Genomic DNA, 16094 nt, shown 5'->3' on the forward strand with positions numbered 1-16094 from the left:
CGGGCAAGGCGACCACAATAACTACAGAGGAAGTCTGGTCATGTATGCAGTTCTGGTAACTGGCGGTAAGCAGTACCGCGTCGTTCAGGGTGAAACCCTGCGCGTGGAAAAACTCGAAGTCGAAGCTGGCAACGAGATCAAGTTTGACAACATCCTGATGCTCGGCGATGCCGACGGCATCAAGCTGGGTGACGCGCTGAAGGGCGCTTCGGTGACCGCCAAGGTTGTGGCTCATGGCCGCGCCGACAAGATCCGGATCATCAAGTTCCGTCGTCGTAAGCACCACATGAAGCGTCAGGGTCACCGTCAGTACTACACCGAAATCGAAATCACCGGCATCGCCGGCTAATTGCTAAGGAGCATCCGTCATGGCACATAAAAAGGGCGTAGGTTCCTCGCGCAACGGTCGCGATTCCAACCCGAAATACCTCGGCGTCAAGATCTTCGGTGGCCAGGCCATCGAAGCTGGCAACATCATCGTGCGTCAGCGCGGCACCCAGTTCCACCCGGGTGCAGGCGTCGGCCTGGGCCGTGACCACACGCTGTTCGCGCTGGTCGATGGCAAGGTTGAGTTCACGGTGAAGGGTGCCAACAAGCGCCGTACCGTCAGCGTTGTCACGGAAGCTTAATTCCGTACGCGCAAGCCGCCCATACTCCGGTGTGGGCTGCTGACGAGAGCCCCGCTTCGGCGGGGTTTTTCGTTGGAACCCCGACATTCCGGGGTGCAGGGCCGATAATGGGCAGTACCTGCTTTTGCTATTCCCCAATCCCCATTTCCTAATCCCGGCGTTAAATTCATGAAACTTGTAGACGAAGCGGAGATCGAAGTCATCGCTGGCAAAGGCGGCAATGGCTGTATCGGCTTTCGCCGCGAAAAGTTCATTCCGCTCGGTGGTCCGGATGGTGGCGATGGCGGCAATGGCGGCAGCGTCTGGATCCGCGCCGACGCAAACCTGAACACCTTGGTCGACTTCCGCCATGACCGCATCTTCAAGGCGCAGCGCGGCGAGAACGGCATGGGCCGTCAGGCCTATGGCAAGGGTGGCGAAGACCTGGTCATCACCGTGCCGGTCGGCACCGTGGTGATGAACGTCGACACCGACGAAGTCATTGGCGACATGACCACGCACGGCGATCGCTTGCTGGTGGCCAAGGGTGGCAAGGGTGGCCTGGGCAACATGCACTTCAAGAGCTCCACCAACCGCGCGCCGCGTCAGGCGCTGCCTGGGGAGGAGGGTGAAGAGCGCCTGCTCAAACTGGAGCTGAAGCTGCTGGCCGACGTTGGCCTGCTGGGCTTCCCCAATGCGGGCAAGAGCACCTTGATCCGTGCGGTTTCGGCGGCAACGCCGAAGGTCGCCGATTACCCGTTCACCACCTTGTACCCGAACCTGGGTGTGGTGAAGGTCGAGAATTACCGCAGCTTCGTGATCGCCGATATTCCGGGCCTGATCGAAGGTGCGGCTGACGGTGCTGGCCTGGGCGCGCAGTTCCTGCGCCATCTGCAGCGCACCCGTCTGTTGTTGCACCTCGTCGACATCTCGCCGATGGAAGGTGGTGTTGAAGGTATTTCCCCGGTTGAGCAGGTGCGTGCGATCGAGCGAGAGCTGGGCAAGCATGATCCGGAGCTGCTGAAGAAGCCGCGCTGGCTGGTGCTGAACAAGGCTGACCTGATGTTCGAGGACGAGGCCAAGGTTGCGGCTGAGCAGATCATCAAGGAGCTGGGTTGGACCGGCCCGTGGTACTTGGTGTCGGCACTGGGCCGGGAAGGCACCTGGCCGATCATGAAGGACATCATGGCTTTCTTCGATCAGCAGAAAATCCTGGAGGCCGAAGAGCGTCATGCGCTCGGCGAGTAAGGCTTTTGTTGATGGTTGCTGCATGAAGAAAACCCGGCGAAAGCCGGGTTTTCTGCTTATCGGGCTTGGCGGTGTTTTGGCTTTTGCTTTTTGCTCCTGCTCCTGCTTTGGCTTTGGTTTTGGCTTTGCGCTTAAAGCCCCTCTCCCGCCTGCGGGAGAGGGGTTGGGGTGAGGGCAAGCTCTTGCTTGAAAAGCCCAAGCCGAAGCCGAAGCCGAAGCCGAAGCCGAAGCCGAAGCCGAAGCTGGAGCAAAGGCCCCCTCATCCGCCCTACGGGCACCTTCTCCCGTAAACGGGAGAAGGGGGTTGTTCAGGCTTTTCTGGGTCGGGCCAAAACCCAAACCCAAGCCAAAGCCCAAGCCAAAGCCAAAGCCAAAGCCAAAGCCAAAGCCAAAGCCAAAGCCAAAGCCAAAGCCAAAGCCAAAGCCAAGCGGGACCTATCTCGCTTTCCCGGAAACCGCCCAACAAAAAACCCGACACTAGGCCGGGTTTTTCATGCCGGGAGTCTTGCGACTCCAGGTTGTTGCGCGGATCAGGCAGCCTTGATGGCTTTGATGCGTGCAGTCAAACGGCTCTTATGACGCGCAGCCTTGTTCTTGTGAATCAGGCCACGGGCGCTGAAACGGTCGAGGATCGGCTGGGCGACGGCAAAGGCTGCCTCGGCGCCAGCGGCGTCGTTGGCATCCAGAGCCTTGATCACCTTCTTGACGGCGGTGCGCAGCATCGAACGCTGAGCCGTGTTGCGCGCGTTGCGCACAACGGTCTGCTTGGCGCGCTTCTTGGCGGACTTGATATTGGCCACAGTGGTGGTTTCCTGAAAATCGATGTGGTGGGAACAGCAAGCATGCAAGTATGATGGCTGTCCGATTGAACGTCAAGTCAAGTTGTCAAGGGGGCCGTGGGTGAGTTCACCGCGCATGTTGCGGGGGCTGCTGTCGTTCAGCAGCATGACGATGATTTCCCGGGTTCTTGGCCTGGTTCGTGATCAGGTTATCACTACCACCTTCGGTAGTAACGCGGTCACCGACGCCTTCTGGGTGGCGTTCCGTGTGCCCAATTTCCTGCGTCGCCTGTTCGCCGAAGGCTCCTTCGCCACAGCGTTCGTGCCGGTCTTCACCGAGGTCAAGGAAACCCGTCCGCATACCGACCTGCGCGAGCTGATGTCGCGGGTGTCGGGTACCTTGGGTGGCGCGCTGCTGGTGGTCACCGCGTTGGCACTGATTTTCACGCCGCAGTTGGCCTTCCTGTTCAGCAGCGGTGCGACAGATCCTGCCAAGCAGGGTCTGCTGATCGATCTGTTCAGGTTGACCTTCCCATTCCTGCTGTTCGTCTCGTTGACGGCTTTGGCCGGCGGTGCGCTCAATAGTTTCCAGCGGTTCGCGATGCCGGCGCTGACGCCGGTGATCCTCAATCTGTGCATGATCGCTGGTGCGCTGTGGTTGGCGCCGCGGCTGGGCGGCACGCCCGAGAAGCAGATTCTGGCGCTTGGCTGGGCGGTGCTGGCGGCCGGTGTGCTGCAGCTGCTGTTCCAGCTGCCCGGGCTGAAGGGGATCAATCTGCTGACCCTGCCGCGTTGGGGCTGGAGTCACCCGGATGTGCGCAAGGTGCTGACGCTTATGGTGCCGACGCTGTTCGGTTCCTCGGTGGCGCAGATCAACCTGTTGCTGGACACCGTGATCGCCGCGCATCTGACTGACGGCTCGCAGTCCTGGTTGTCGTTGGCTGACCGCTTCCTGGAGCTGCCGCTCGGCGTGTTTGGGGTGGCTTTGGGTACGGTGATCCTGCCAGCGTTGGCCCGTCATCACGTCAAGACCGACGGCGAGGGCTTCTCCAATGCGCTGGACTGGGGTCTGCGCATGACCTTGTTGATCGCAGTGCCGGCGATGCTGGCCCTGCTGTTGCTCGCCGAGCCTCTGATAGCCACGCTGTTCCAGTACAAGAAGTTCACCGAATTCGATACCCAGATGACCGCACTGGCGGTCTACGGCCTGAGCTTCGGTTTGCCGGCCTTCGCCTTGTTGAAAGTGGTGCTGCCCGCGTTCTACTCGCGGCAGGACACCAAGACCCCGGTACGTGCAGGTCTGGTCGCGCTGGTCGCCAACATGGTCTTCAACTTCATCCTGCTGGCAGTGGTTTTTCACTTCATGGTGCCGCCGGAGCTGAAGGCGCAGGGCGTGATGGCGGCGCTGGGCAAGCAGCCGGGCTTGCATCTGGCGCTGGGTATTGCCAGTGCGTTGTCCAGCTACCTGAACCTGATCCTGCTCTGGCATTGGCTGGGCAAGACGGGCGTCTACCAGCGCCGGCCGGGCTGGGGTGGGTACCTGCTGCGTCTATTGGTGGCCTGTGCGGTGATGGTGGGGGTGCTGCTTGGCCTGCTGCATTGGCTGCCGGAGTTCACGCCCATGGATAAATGGCAGCGTGCAGGCGCTCTGGCGGTACTGGTCGGCGGTGGCGGTGCGAGCTATCTGCTGGCGATGATTGCGATGGGCTTCCGTCCCCGCGACCTGCGCGGCCATTGAGCTGCCCGTTATACTTCAGGGCTACACACGACAGAACCGGCCCGTATGGGCCGGATCCGGATGGAATGAGCAGGCTTTTTAGAGACGTCGAAGGCGGGGTGTTGTTCCCGCAGGGAAGCGTGGTCTGCATTGGTGCCTTCGATGGCCTGCACCTGGGCCATCGGGCGCTGGTGCGCCACGCAGTTGCCCGTGCCCGCGCCTTGGGTGTGCCAGCCGTGGCCTTGGGCTTCGAGCCGCTGCCGCGCGAGTTCTTTGCCAAGGACAACCCGCCGCCGCGGCTGATGCTGGCCCGTGACAAGGTCGCCACGCTGCGCGAGCTGGGGGTCGACAGCGTCGGCCTGCTGCGTTTTGACGGCAGGATGGCGGCGATCACCGCCGAGGATTTCGTCCGCGACATGCTGGTGCGCCGGCTCGGTGCGCGCGAAGTCTGGATCGGTCCCAAGTTTCATTTCGGCAACCGCCGTGGCGGCGATATCGCGCTGCTGCAGGCGATGGGCGCCGAGCTCGGCTTTGTCGCCGGCGAGATCGAACCGGTTCACCTGAACGGGGAGCGCATTTCCAGCACCCGCATCCGCGAGTTGATCGTGGCCGGCGAGTTCGCCCATGCCGGCGAATTGCTGGGTCGTCCGTATGCGATCGGTGGCAGGGTTGTGCGTGGGCGTCAGCTTGGCCGTACCCTGGGCTTCCCCACCGCCAACTTGCGTTTCCCGAAAACACCCGCACTTTCTGGTATCTACGCTACGTGGGTGCACGGCGTGTTCGAGCAGCCATGGCCGTCGGTGTCGAGCTTTGGCACGCGCCCCACGGTTGAAGGTGTGGAGCCGCTGCTTGAGGCGCATCTGTTCGACTTCAATGGCGACCTGTACGGCCGTCACATCGAAGTTGAATTCGTTGCCAAGCTGCGGGATGAAGAGAAGTTCAACGATCTGCCGGCGTTGACCGAGCAGATGCACCGCGACGCAGAACAGGCGCGTCGCATCCTCAACGAACACAGATTGCGAGCTACCGCGTGAGCCAGGATTACAAAGCCACCCTCCATCTGCCAGCAACGGAATTCCCGATGCGCGGCGACCTGCCCAAGCGCGAGCCGGGCATCCTGGCACGTTGGGAAGAGCAGGGCATTTACGCGCAGCTTCGTGAGAACGCGAAGGGTCGCCCGTTGTTCGTGCTGCACGACGGTCCGCCGTATGCCAATGGCCAGATCCACCTGGGCCACGCGGTCAACAAGATCCTCAAGGACATCATCGTCAAGTCGCGTTACATCGACGGCTTCGATGCGCCCTACGTGCCGGGCTGGGATTGCCACGGCCTGCCGATCGAAATCGCGGTCGAAAAGAAGTGGGGCAAGGTCGGCGTAAAGCTTGATGCCGAGCAGTTCCGGCAGAAGTGCCGTGAGTACGCCGAAGAGCAGATCAACCTGCAGCGCGCTGATTTCAAGCGCCTGGGTGTGATCGGCGATTGGGAAAATCCGTACAAGACGCTGAGCTTCGACTTCGAGGCCAATGAAATCCGTGCGTTGGCCAAGATCGTCGCCAACGGCCACTTGGTGCGCGGCGCCAAGCCGGTGCATTGGTGCTTCGACTGCGGCTCGGCGCTGGCTGAAGCTGAAATCGAGTACCAGGACAAGACCTCGCCGGCCATCGACGTGGCGTATGCCGCGCGCGACTCCAAGACGCTGGCTGCCAGCTTCGGTGTCGAGCTGCCGGCCGGTGTGGAAGTAGCGGTGCCGATCTGGACCACCACGCCGTGGACGCTGCCGGCTTCGCTGGCGGTGTCGCTGGGTGCGGACATCGAATACGCGCTGGTCGAAGGCCCGGCCCACAACGGCCAGCCGCGCTGGCTGGTGCTGGCCTCGGCGCTGGCTGAGCGCTCGCTGGGCCGCTACGGCGTGACCGAGGTGGTCGTGCATGGTCATGCCAAGGGTTCGGCGCTGGAAAACCAGCTGCTGGCACACCCGTTCTATGCCAACCGTGACATCCCGTTGCTCAACGGCGAACACGTGTCCGATGCCGACGGTACCGGTGCGGTGCATACCGCGCCGGGCCACGGTCAGGAAGATTTCGCGGTCAGCCAGCAGTACGGGCTGATGGACAAGTACAACGCTGGCCAGATCAATCCGATCGACGGCGGCGGTGTGTACCTGCCGTCGACGCCGCCGGCTGGCACCGTCGAGCTGGCCGGTCAGCACCTGTGGAAAGCACAGCCGCTGATCGTCGAGGTGCTGCGCGAAAGCGGCGCGTTGCTGGCTTTCTTTGAAATCCAGCACAGCTACCCGCATTGCTGGCGCCACCGCAAGCCGGTCGTGTTCCGCGCCACCCCGCAGTGGTTCATCTCGATGGACAAGGCCAATCTGCGCGACGACGCGATGGCTGCCATCGACAGCGTGGGCTGGTTCCCGAGCTGGGGCAAGGCGCGTATCAGCAGCATGGTCGACGGCCGCCCGGACTGGTGCATCAGCCGCCAGCGCACCTGGGGCGTGCCGATCGCATTGTTCACCCACCGCGAAACCGGCGAGCCGCATCCGCGCAGCGTCGAGTTGATGCAGCAGGTGGCCGACCGCGTGGAGCAGGCCGGCATTGACGTCTGGTACTCGCTGGACGCCACCGAAATGCTCGGCGATGAAGCCGCCCAGTACGAAAAGGTCACCGACATCCTCGATGTCTGGTTCGACTCCGGCGTCACCCACGAAGGCGTGCTGCTGGCACGTGGTTATGGCAAGCCGGCCGACCTGTACCTGGAAGGTTCCGACCAGCACCGCGGCTGGTTCCAGTCCTCGCTGCTGACCGGTGTGGCCATCGACAAGCATGCGCCGTACAAGCAGTGCCTGACCCATGGTTTCACCGTGGACGAGCACGGCCGCAAGATGTCCAAGTCGCTGGGCAACGGCATCGAGCCGCAGGAAATCATGCGCACCCTGGGCGCGGATATCCTGCGCCTGTGGATCGCCTCGGCCGATTACAGCAATGAGATGTCGCTGTCGCAGGAAATCCTCAAGCGCAACGCCGATGCCTACCGTCGCCTGCGTAATACCGCGCGCTTCCTGCTCGGCAACCTGGATGGTTTCGATCCGGCCCAGCATCTGGTGGCATTGCCGGACATGGTCGCCCTGGACCGCTGGATCGTGCATCGCGCGTTCGAGCTGCAGGAGAAGATCAAGGCCGCCTACGCCAACTACAACATGGCCGAGATCGTGCAGCTGCTGCTGAACTTCTGCAGCGTCGATCTGGGCTCGTTGTACCTGGACGTGACCAAGGACCGCCTGTACACGATGCAGGAAGATTCGCGCGGCCGTCGTTCGGCGCAGAGTGCGATGTTCCATATCGCCGAAGCGTTCGTGCGCTGGGTTGCGCCGATCCTGACCTTCACAGCCGAAGAGCTGTGGGGCTATCTGCCGGGCAAGCGCGTCGACAACGTGCTGTTCTCCACCTGGTATGACGGCCTGGCGCCGTTGCCGGCCGATGCACAGCTGACCGCAGCCGATTTCGACCAGCTGCTGGCACTGCGCGAGCAGGTCTCCAAGGTGCTGGAGCCGATGCGCGCCAATGGCGCCATCGGTGCCGCATTGGAAGCGGAGATCACCGTCGCTGCCAACGAAGAGCAGGCAGCACGCTGGCAGCCGCTGGCCGAGGAACTGCGCTTCCTGTTCATCAGTGGCGATGTCAGCGTGCGCCCGGCAACTACCGATGAGGTGTTTGTCAGCGCGCAGCCGACCGACAAGGCCAAGTGCGTGCGTTGCTGGCACTACCGCGCCGATGTCGGCTCGGTCGAGGCGCATCCGGAGCTGTGCGGCCGTTGCGTCAGCAACATCGACGGCGCTGGCGAAGATCGCCGCTGGTTCTAAGCAAGCCGTCACCCGAAGCGGATGGGGTAGTGATCAGCGCTCCATCCGTTTCATCGCAGTCCACTACAGGCGTATTACATGCAAGCAAAGGCTGTTAAACCCAATGCGTTGATCTACCTGCTGGTATCCGTGGCCGTGATCGGCCTGGACCAGTGGAGCAAGGCCTGGGTGCTGTCCAGCCTGCCCGAGTTCACCCCGGTGCCGGTGATCGACGGTTTCTGGAATTGGTACCGCACCTACAACACCGGCGCGGCATTCAGCTTCCTCAGTGATGCCGGTGGCTGGCAGCTGTGGTTCTTTACCTTCCTGGCGATCGCGATCAGCGGCCTGATGGCGTTCTGGCTGTCGCGCACGCCGCGCGCCAACTGGCGCAGCGCGCTGCCGTATGCGCTGGTGATCGGCGGTGCCATCGGCAACGTCATTGACCGCCAGATTCACGGTCACGTCATTGATTTCATTCAATGGTATGTAGGCAAGCACTACTGGCCGTCGTTCAACATCGCCGACGCGGCGATTGTGGGCGGCGCCATCGGTATCGCCTTGATGGGCTTGCTTGACGGCAAGGCCGAAAAAAAGGCCGGATGATTCCGGCACCTGTTCCCGCATTTGCGACCGTCAGCGGTCGGAGTCGTTGAAGATGGACGTATTGCTCGCCAATCCCCGTGGTTTCTGTGCCGGTGTAGACCGCGCCATCGAGATCGTCAAACGCGCCATCGAAACCCTGGGCGCGCCGATCTATGTGCGCCATGAAGTGGTGCACAACCGTTTCGTGGTCGATGACCTGAAGGCACGCGGCGCCATCTTCGTTGAAGAGCTCGACGAAGTGCCGGACGGCAATACCGTCATCTTCAGTGCGCATGGTGTGTCGCAGGCGGTGCGCGTCGAAGCCGACCGCCGTGGCTTGAAGGTATTTGATGCCACCTGCCCACTGGTGACCAAGGTGCATCTGGAAGTGGCCCGCCACTGCCGTGCCGGCCGCGACGTGGTGCTGATCGGCCACGAGGGCCACCCCGAAGTGGAAGGCACCATGGGCCAGTGGAACCGTGAGAACGGCAAGGGGCATATCTACCTGGTCGAGAGCGTGGAAGACGTGGAAGCGCTGCAGGTCTCGCAGCCGGAAAACTTCGCCTTCACCACCCAGACCACCTTGTCGGTGGATGACACCCGTGCCGTGATCGAGGCGTTGCGCAAGCATTTCCCGATGGTGCAGGGGCCAAAGAACGACGACATCTGCTACGCCACGCAGAACCGCCAGGATGCGGTGCGTGACCTGGCCACGCAGTGTGATTTGGTGCTGGTGGTGGGTTCGCCGAACAGTTCCAACTCCAACCGCCTCAGTGAACTTGCGCGTCGTGAAGGCGTGGAGTCCTACCTGATCGATGGTGCCGACGAGATCGACCCGCAATGGGTGGTTGGCAAGCAGCACATCGGTCTGACCGCGGGTGCGTCGGCACCGCAGGTGTTGGTGGATGGCGTGATTGCCCGCTTGCGCGAGCTCGGTGCTGGCAGCGTCCGCGAAACCGGCGGCGAGCCGGAGACCATGGTGTTTGCGCTTCCTAAGGAGCTGCGTCTGCGCCTTGTGGACTGAGTATGAGGTTGCGCTCGTTCCCGATGAAGTCGGCCCCTGGGCCGGCTTTTTTTCTTCATTGTGGCGGCAGAGCAAAGGGGGCTGAGGTGTTGAACAGCTCACTCATATGCCTGGCGAAGAAATCGATGAAGACGCGTACGCGTGGCACCTGTGCCGACATCGGCGGCCACACCAGGAAGATGCCGGTTGGTGCGGCGGCATGGTTGCGCAGTACTTCCCGTAACTGGCCGTTGGCGATCTCTTCGCGCACCATGTAGTCGGGCAGCTGCACGATGCCGAGACCGGCCAGTGCCGCGCTAGCCAGTGCTCCTGCGTCGTTTAGGGTGCAATCCGGACTGTGCGGCTTGGGGATAGCCTTGCCCAGGAATCGCCATGGTTCCACTCGTTCGTTGTCTCGATGACGATAGTAAAGACAGTAGTGGCAATCCAGATCGGAGGGCGAGGCGGGTGTGCCGTGCTCTGCGAGGTACGCCGGCGAGGCGCAGGTGATCAGCGCATATGAACCCAGCCGACGCGCCTGCAAACTGGAATCATCTAGTTCTCCGGCCCATAGCGCCAGGTCATAGCCCGCCTCGATGATGTCGAGCCGGTGTGCATCAAGGCTGAGTACGACATTGACCTCCGGGTAACGGGCGTTGAAGTCATGCAGTGCAGGCAGCACGAATTTGCGCCCCAGGATGGTGCTGGCAGTGATCTTCAAGCGGCCCCTGGCTGTGCTCTGCCGCATGTGCAACTCGCGCTCGGCCTCCTGCAGATCCTTCAGTACCTTGTCTGCGTAGTGGTACAGCACCTCGCCTTCACCGGTGAGTGCCAGCGAGCGGGTGGTGCGATTGAGCAGGCGTGTGCCCAACCGCAGTTCCAGCCGCTCGACGGCTTTGCCCACAGCAGACGCGGACAAACCGAGTTGCCGCCGGGCCGCGGAAAAGCTGCCGGCTCGTACGGCGGAGGCGAACGCGATCAATCCGTTCAGTGATTCCAGCGATGAGAGGACTGAGGACATTTGTTCCTGGGTGTGATGACGGTTGCATGGATTCCGCCCGCGCCATGAACGGCCGAGGATGATCGCCATGGTCCCGTTGCTAGCAGCATTTGCATCACCGCGTCTGCAGGTGGCGGAGGTTGGCTTGAAAGGTTTGCTGCAAGGAGGTTCTTGCCATGGCTACTCGGCAAAAATACGCGGGTACAGGCATGCAGGTGCGTGGTGACAGCGCGCATGCGGTGGCGACCTCGGGTGATTCGTACTACGACGTGGTGATTGTCGGTGGCGGTTCGGGCGGCGCAGTGATGGCGAGCCGGCTCAGTGAAGAGCCGTTCCGGCGCGTGTTGTTGATAGAGGCTGGTCAGGCCTACACGCCGGATGCCTATCCTGACGCAGTGCGCTTGCAGAGCATGATTGGCGGCGATGCCGCGCACGACTGGGGCTATTCGGCCGAGCCCAACATTTTTGGCGTGACGATGCCGGTGCCGCGCGGGAAAGTGCTGGGCGGCTGTTCGGCGGTCAACGCGGGTGTGGCGATGCGGGCACCGGCCGGTGACTTCGAGCGTTGGACGGCGGCAGGCCTTGAGCACTGGACCGCGCAGGATGTGCTGCCGTTCTTCCAGCGCAGCGAGCGCACCGTGCATGGTGACGATGCCTTTCATGGGCGAAGCGGACCGTGGCCGATCCACTACCTGCAGGACGATGAAGTCTCCGACATGCAGCGTGCCTTTGTTGCGTCCGCTGTAGAGGCCGGTTTCGCGAAGGTGACTGACTTCAACAGCGACCAGCCGTTCGGTGTGGGCCCTTATCCGATGAACAACCGGATGGGGCAGCGCCTCAATACCGGCATGACCTATCTATCGCTGGACGTGCGCATGCGGCCCAATCTGACCATCCGCAGCCAGACCCTGGTTGACCGGGTCGGGTTTGAAGGCCAGCGCGCGACTACGGTGGTGTTGGCTGATGGTCAGCGCATCGAGGCCGGCAGCATCGTGCTAAGTGCAGGAACCTACGGCACAGCGGCGGTCTTGCTGCGTTCTGGCATTGGGCCGGCAAAGCACCTGCTGGAACTGGATATCGACGTGGTTGCCAACCTGCCAGTTGGTCAGCGCCTGCAAGAGCATCCATTTTTCTACACGACATGGGCCGCCCGTCCGGATCGGTTGGGTCTGCCGCTACCTCCCGTGGGCGCCATTCTGTGGGCGAAATCGTCCAAAGCGGCAGCCAACGTCGGCGACTTCCATGTGTCGGCAGTTCACTACGGTGAACCGCATGCCTCACCAACTGGCGCCATCTTCATGCTGGCCTTGGCGCTGACCCGGCCGCGGTCGTTGGGTACGGTGACGCTGCGTTCGCGAGCGGCCGACGTGGCGCCTGTCATCGCGTTCAACCTGCTGGCCGAAGCGCAGGACCGCCAACTGATGGTGGAAGGTATCGAACTGATCCGGCGCATCGCCAGACAAGGACCGCTGGCGGAGCTGATTGCCGAGGAAATGGTGCCGGGCGCCCTGTCGACCTCGTATGAGGCCTTGGAGGCGGCGCTGCCGATGGCCTTGGATATCTATCACCACCCAACTTCCACCGCGCCGATGGGTGGTGCCAACGATGCGCACGCGGTGCTCGACTATCAAGGGCGCGTACGCGGCATTGATGGCCTGCGTGTTGCCGATGCCTCGGCATTCCCGGATGTGCCCTGCGTGGCAACCAACCCAACGGTGATCATGTTGGCTGAGCGCATCAGCCAATGGATGCGGGATGCGGATAGCTGATGTGGTGCCCCGAGTTCGCGGCACGGCTGAAGCGCACCGCGCTGATCTGGCTGGCGGTGTATCCAACCGTGCTGACGGTGTTGAGTCTGTTGGGCCCACATTTCCGGCATTGGCCGCTGCCACTGCGGGTAATGGGATCGACGCTGATCATCGTGCCGATCGTGGTCAATATCAGCGCGCCGTTGGTGGAGCTGCTGTTGTCTGCAGTGCAGCGTCACTGGCTGCGAGTCAGGCGCGGCCCTGCCGATCATGAGTAAACAACGCGTGGAGGTCCCATGAACGGGGCAACTAAATCACCAGAGCAATTGCGCCGCGCCGCCAACTGGATCAACGGCATACCGCGCTTTGACGGTGTGCTGAAGGAGTCGATCAATCCGGCGACCTATGAGGTGATCGGCAGTTATCCGGACAATGGTCGCGCTGCAGCGATGGCGGCGGTGTCTGCGGCATCACAGGCCTTCCAGCAGACCCTGTGGGCGCACGACCACGAGTTGCGTGCGCGGGTGCTGGAACAGCTGGCGCAGGCATTCGAGCGCAACCGCGATCGCTTGGCCGAGATCCTGTCGCTGGAGAACGGCAAGGTCGCTGCGGAGGCCGCGTTTGAACTGGACATGGTGCCGAGCAAACTGCGCTATTCGGCGGCGACGGCGATGTTGGAAGCAGGCCGCGCGTTGCGGCCAAAACCGGGCCGGCTGTCAATGGTCCTGCGCCAGCCCATGGGTGTGGCAGCGGTGATCGCGCCGTGGAATTCGCCCGTTGTATTGACCATACGCTCATTGGCACCAGCGCTGGCTGCCGGTTGCACCGCGGTGATCAAATTGCCTTCGCAGGTAGCGCAGACCGCCAGCACCATGGCCAAGATCATGGGCGAAGCCGAATCCTTGCCGCGTGGGGTGATCAATCTGTTCTTTGAAAGTGGCCCCGAGGGGGCCAGCTATCTGGTGGACGCACCGCAGGTGCCGGTGGTGAGCTTCACCGGTTCGACCCGCACCGGCCGGGCGATCAGCAGCACGGGTGCAAAACACCTGAAGCGCTTCGGTATGGAGTTGGGTGGCAAGACGCCGATGATCCTGTTTGAAGACGCAGACCTGGGCCAGGCGCTGCCGGTGATAGAAAAAGCATTGACGGTCTTCAGCGGACAGTTCTGCATGACCGGCTCGCGGCTGCTCGTGCATGACCACATCTACGATGCGGTGCGTGATGGCATGGGCGCACGGCTGCGCATGGTCAAGGTAGGGCCTGCGGCTGACCCGAGCAGCGACATGGGACCGCTGATTGATCGCGCAAACGTGGAACGGGTAGATGCGATTGTGCAGGAGGCGATCAGTTCCGGCGCGATCGTGGTTGAACGCGGCGGACCGATCACTACTGGAGCGTTGCGCAAAGGTGCCTTCTTCCGTCCGGCCTTGCTGGAAGTGTTCGACAACGCGCTGCCGATCATTCAGCAGGAAACCTTCGGCCCGGTGCTCACCATCCAGCGCTTCAGTGACGAGGCGCAGGCGATCCGCCTGGCCAATGACAACGAATACGGCTTGGCTGCCAGCGTATGGACGCGCGACGTGGACCGCGCACTACGCGTGGCTGAGGCACTTGATGCCGGCTCGGTTTGGATCAACGACTGGGCACGGGTGTTTGACGGCACGGAGGAGGGCGGTTTCAAACAGTCAGGGCTGGGGCGGCTCAATGGATTGGCCGCGCTGGAGGATTTTCTTGAGTACAAACACATCGCGCTCCGTCCAGGTCTGGTCGAGCGCTGAACAGTGCCGCACATCCGCGAGCTGAGTTTGCTGCCAGGGTGTTGCGGTGCGAGGACATGGCAATGGCGACAGACATGTCGCAGGCGTTGTTCGCTGCCCTGCAATTCGGGGCAAGAGCTGCGGCCGGTGGTCGAGTAAATCATGCGCGCGGCCTGCTGGTGGAAGGGCACTTCCGCGCCACTTCGACCGCATCGCAGTTCTGCATGGCCGCGGTATTCGGTGGCGAGGATCTGCGCGTGCTCGCGCGCTTCTCAAGCTCGGGCGCCAATCCGCATATCGATCAACGCAACCCCGCAGGCGAGCCGCGCGGCCTCGCGCTGCGGATCGGCAACAAAGCGGCGATGGTGCTGGTCGGGCATTCGCTGGAGGGCTTTCCAGCCGGTGACCCGGAAGCGTTTCTCACCTTTTTGAACGCGCTGAATCATCGCGAGCGCTCGCCAGCGACGTTGGCTGCACAGATGGTGGGTTGCCCGGCGGTGGCTCATTTCGAGGAGTTGCGTGCGGGCGCAGTGACCAGCAGCTTCAGCGCCTTGGACTACCACATGCTGCACGCCTATCGGCTGATCGCCACGGACGGGCATGCCCGGATCGGGCGCCTCAGTGTGCGCGCGACCAAACCCTACGTCGCCCGCGCACCGCCGGATGGCCCTGATTACCTGGACAAGCGTATGCGCGGGGAACTGTCCAAAGGCAGCGTGGTATTCGCCCTGCTGTTCACCCCGGTGCCCGAAGGCGAGGACCCGACCGACATCACCCGCGGCTGGGACCCGGCCGCGCCATCGTTCGCGCTGGGCCATATCTGGCTGGAGCGGTTGCTGCCGCAGCAGGCCACGCAGCGCAAAGAGGCCTTCGACCCGGCGCTGTTGCCGGCGGGGATAGGTTTTGCCGGGGACCCGATGTTGCATGCGCGGCTGCGGGCGTATCGGTTGGCGGCGGCGCGGCGGTTGGGGCGATAGTGAGCGCCTTGGATCGTGCACCGTGATTGTTCCCTCAATCCGGTTTGGCTGCCTCCCCGTGGCACTCGCGTGGGGGGGCAGTGATAGTTGTCCTGAGCCTCTGGATAGTCCCATGCAACCGGTGGATTGACCGCAGCTGCTCCTTTTGCCTACAATTCGCGACTTCGCCGGAATAGCTCAGTTGGTAGAGCGGCGCATTCGTAATGCGTAGGTCGTAGGTTCGATTCCTATTTCCGGCACCAGATCAGGCCCGCTTTGTGCGGGCCTTTTCTTTGGGTGCCCGTGGGTGGTTACTTGCGTGCAGGTGGTAGGTTGCTGGGTGCATTGCTTGGGTGATGCTGATAGCGACAGGAATCGCTGCACCGGGCGCTGCTCATATCGAGATGCCTGTGACTGCGCCGGGTGCTGCTCTGGCGATATGCAGTTGAACATGTGATGTTGCGCGGGGGTATTGTGCTCATAAACCTGAACGCGTCTGGCGGTCATGGTTGTGCGGGCAGCCGCATTCATTGATGTCAGGTGCGGCCTGGATGGGCGCGTCCATGCCATCTGAAAACGCTCGACGCCCATGCGGGAGAAGATGGAGCAGGGTCGAGCCCCGCTGTGATCAGTGCGGGGCTTTGCCGAATCTGCCTCATGCACCACCCAGGTGCGACAACGTGTCGCACGGGATTGCCCGCTTTTGCTGCGCGAAATCATTGTCAATCCCTTTCTTAAGTGGCGTGTGAAGGCCTAAAATTGCGGGGCTGAAATCTGACAACCCCCTACATGTCTCCCGGTGGGCAATCCCCGGGCGCTCGTTTGCGTTTGCATGTATGGGCTTGCCAGATC

14 protein-coding genes and 1 tRNA gene are annotated in these 16094 nt (G+C 62.4%); 13 read left to right on the forward strand and 2 right to left on the reverse strand.

Annotation, left to right across the window (positions count from 1 at the left end; translation table 11 throughout):
- Positions 1–40 precede the first annotated feature (40 nt).
- The 3 genes from rplU to obgE all read left to right on the forward strand — a co-directional run bounded on the left by rplU (position 41) and on the right by obgE (position 1856).
- Entirely contained in the window at positions 41–349 is a 309-nt protein-coding gene (gene rplU, locus ACVOLL_RS00795) for a 50S ribosomal protein L21 (protein ID WP_481511122.1), read from the forward strand.
- Between the two features lie 19 nt (positions 350–368).
- Positions 369–629: a 50S ribosomal protein L27 gene (gene rpmA / locus ACVOLL_RS00800; protein WP_282269141.1), complete on the forward strand. Its 261-nt coding sequence runs from the start codon at positions 369–371 to the stop codon at positions 627–629.
- A 168-nt stretch (positions 630–797) separates the two neighbouring features.
- Positions 798–1856 (forward strand): GTPase ObgE, encoded by a 1059-nt coding sequence (gene obgE, locus ACVOLL_RS00805; protein WP_481511123.1) that lies wholly within the window; start codon positions 798–800, stop codon positions 1854–1856.
- Positions 1857–2386: 530 nt separating this feature from the next.
- Here obgE and rpsT read toward each other — a convergent pair.
- Positions 2387–2656, reverse strand: coding sequence for a 30S ribosomal protein S20 (rpsT, locus tag ACVOLL_RS00810; RefSeq protein ID WP_057629708.1), 270 nt, complete (start codon positions 2654–2656; stop codon positions 2387–2389).
- Positions 2657–2771: 115 nt separating this feature from the next.
- Between rpsT and murJ the strand changes: the two genes are divergently transcribed.
- The 5 genes from murJ to ispH all read left to right on the forward strand — a co-directional run bounded on the left by murJ (position 2772) and on the right by ispH (position 9802).
- Entirely contained in the window at positions 2772–4373 is a 1602-nt protein-coding gene (gene murJ / locus ACVOLL_RS00815; RefSeq protein ID WP_481511186.1) for a murein biosynthesis integral membrane protein MurJ, read from the forward strand.
- Between the two features lie 65 nt (positions 4374–4438).
- Complete coding sequence (locus tag ACVOLL_RS00820) at positions 4439–5386, forward strand: bifunctional riboflavin kinase/FAD synthetase (RefSeq protein ID WP_481511124.1); 948 nt, start codon at positions 4439–4441, stop codon at positions 5384–5386.
- On the forward strand, positions 5383–8214 hold the full coding sequence (ileS, locus tag ACVOLL_RS00825; protein ID WP_481511125.1) for an isoleucine--tRNA ligase: 2832 nt from the start codon (positions 5383–5385) through the stop codon (positions 8212–8214). Before ACVOLL_RS00820 ends, ileS begins: the two co-directional genes overlap by 4 nt.
- A gap of 78 nt (positions 8215–8292) precedes the next feature.
- Positions 8293–8799 carry a signal peptidase II gene (lspA, locus tag ACVOLL_RS00830; RefSeq protein WP_481511126.1) on the forward strand — a complete coding sequence of 169 codons (507 nt, stop codon included), beginning with the start codon at positions 8293–8295 and terminating at the stop codon, positions 8797–8799.
- Positions 8800–8851: 52 nt separating this feature from the next.
- Positions 8852–9802: a 4-hydroxy-3-methylbut-2-enyl diphosphate reductase gene (gene ispH, locus ACVOLL_RS00835; RefSeq protein ID WP_481511127.1), complete on the forward strand. Its 951-nt coding sequence runs from the start codon at positions 8852–8854 to the stop codon at positions 9800–9802.
- A gap of 55 nt (positions 9803–9857) precedes the next feature.
- Here the strand turns inward: ispH and ACVOLL_RS00840 are convergent, their stop codons facing one another.
- Entirely contained in the window at positions 9858–10871 is a 1014-nt protein-coding gene (locus ACVOLL_RS00840) for a LysR family transcriptional regulator (protein ID WP_481511128.1), read from the reverse strand.
- Between the two features lie 86 nt (positions 10872–10957).
- On the opposite strand from ACVOLL_RS00840, the gene ACVOLL_RS00845 reads away from it, so the two are divergent.
- From ACVOLL_RS00845 to ACVOLL_RS00865, 5 genes are all read left to right on the forward strand, one after another.
- Entirely contained in the window at positions 10958–12550 is a 1593-nt protein-coding gene (locus ACVOLL_RS00845) for a GMC family oxidoreductase (protein WP_481511129.1), read from the forward strand.
- Positions 12550–12807 carry a putative antibiotic biosynthesis monooxygenase gene (locus tag ACVOLL_RS00850; RefSeq protein ID WP_481511130.1) on the forward strand — a complete coding sequence of 86 codons (258 nt, stop codon included), beginning with the start codon at positions 12550–12552 and terminating at the stop codon, positions 12805–12807. Before ACVOLL_RS00845 ends, ACVOLL_RS00850 begins: the two co-directional genes overlap by 1 nt.
- 18 nt (positions 12808–12825) lie before the next feature.
- On the forward strand, positions 12826–14307 hold the full coding sequence (locus tag ACVOLL_RS00855) for an aldehyde dehydrogenase family protein (protein ID WP_481511131.1): 1482 nt from the start codon (positions 12826–12828) through the stop codon (positions 14305–14307).
- A 62-nt stretch (positions 14308–14369) separates the two neighbouring features.
- Positions 14370–15263: a catalase gene (locus tag ACVOLL_RS00860; protein ID WP_481511132.1), complete on the forward strand. Its 894-nt coding sequence runs from the start codon at positions 14370–14372 to the stop codon at positions 15261–15263.
- A gap of 166 nt (positions 15264–15429) precedes the next feature.
- A tRNA-Thr gene (locus ACVOLL_RS00865) sits at positions 15430–15505 on the forward strand.
- Positions 15506–16094: the final 589 nt, after the last annotated feature.

Source organism: Stenotrophomonas sp. STEN035, from assembly GCF_056759935.1.

Coding starts and splice junctions, on each gene's coding strand:
- obgE (WP_481511123.1), top strand. CDS start 798: ATGAAACTTGTAGACGAAGCGGAGATCGAAGTCATCGCTGGCAAAGGC.
- rplU (WP_481511122.1), top strand. CDS start 41: ATGTATGCAGTTCTGGTAACTGGCGGTAAGCAGTACCGCGTCGTTCAG.
- ACVOLL_RS00855 (WP_481511131.1), top strand. CDS start 12,826: ATGAACGGGGCAACTAAATCACCAGAGCAATTGCGCCGCGCCGCCAAC.
- ACVOLL_RS00860 (WP_481511132.1), top strand. CDS start 14,370: ATGGCGACAGACATGTCGCAGGCGTTGTTCGCTGCCCTGCAATTCGGG.
- ACVOLL_RS00850 (WP_481511130.1), top strand. CDS start 12,550: ATGTGGTGCCCCGAGTTCGCGGCACGGCTGAAGCGCACCGCGCTGATC.
- lspA (WP_481511126.1), top strand. CDS start 8,293: ATGCAAGCAAAGGCTGTTAAACCCAATGCGTTGATCTACCTGCTGGTA.
- ACVOLL_RS00820 (WP_481511124.1), top strand. CDS start 4,439: ATGAGCAGGCTTTTTAGAGACGTCGAAGGCGGGGTGTTGTTCCCGCAG.
- rpmA (WP_282269141.1), top strand. CDS start 369: ATGGCACATAAAAAGGGCGTAGGTTCCTCGCGCAACGGTCGCGATTCC.
- ispH (WP_481511127.1), top strand. CDS start 8,852: ATGGACGTATTGCTCGCCAATCCCCGTGGTTTCTGTGCCGGTGTAGAC.
- murJ (WP_481511186.1), top strand. CDS start 2,772: ATGTTGCGGGGGCTGCTGTCGTTCAGCAGCATGACGATGATTTCCCGG.
- ACVOLL_RS00840 (WP_481511128.1), bottom strand. CDS start 10,871: ATGGCGATCATCCTCGGCCGTTCATGGCGCGGGCGGAATCCATGCAAC.
- ACVOLL_RS00845 (WP_481511129.1), top strand. CDS start 10,958: ATGGCTACTCGGCAAAAATACGCGGGTACAGGCATGCAGGTGCGTGGT.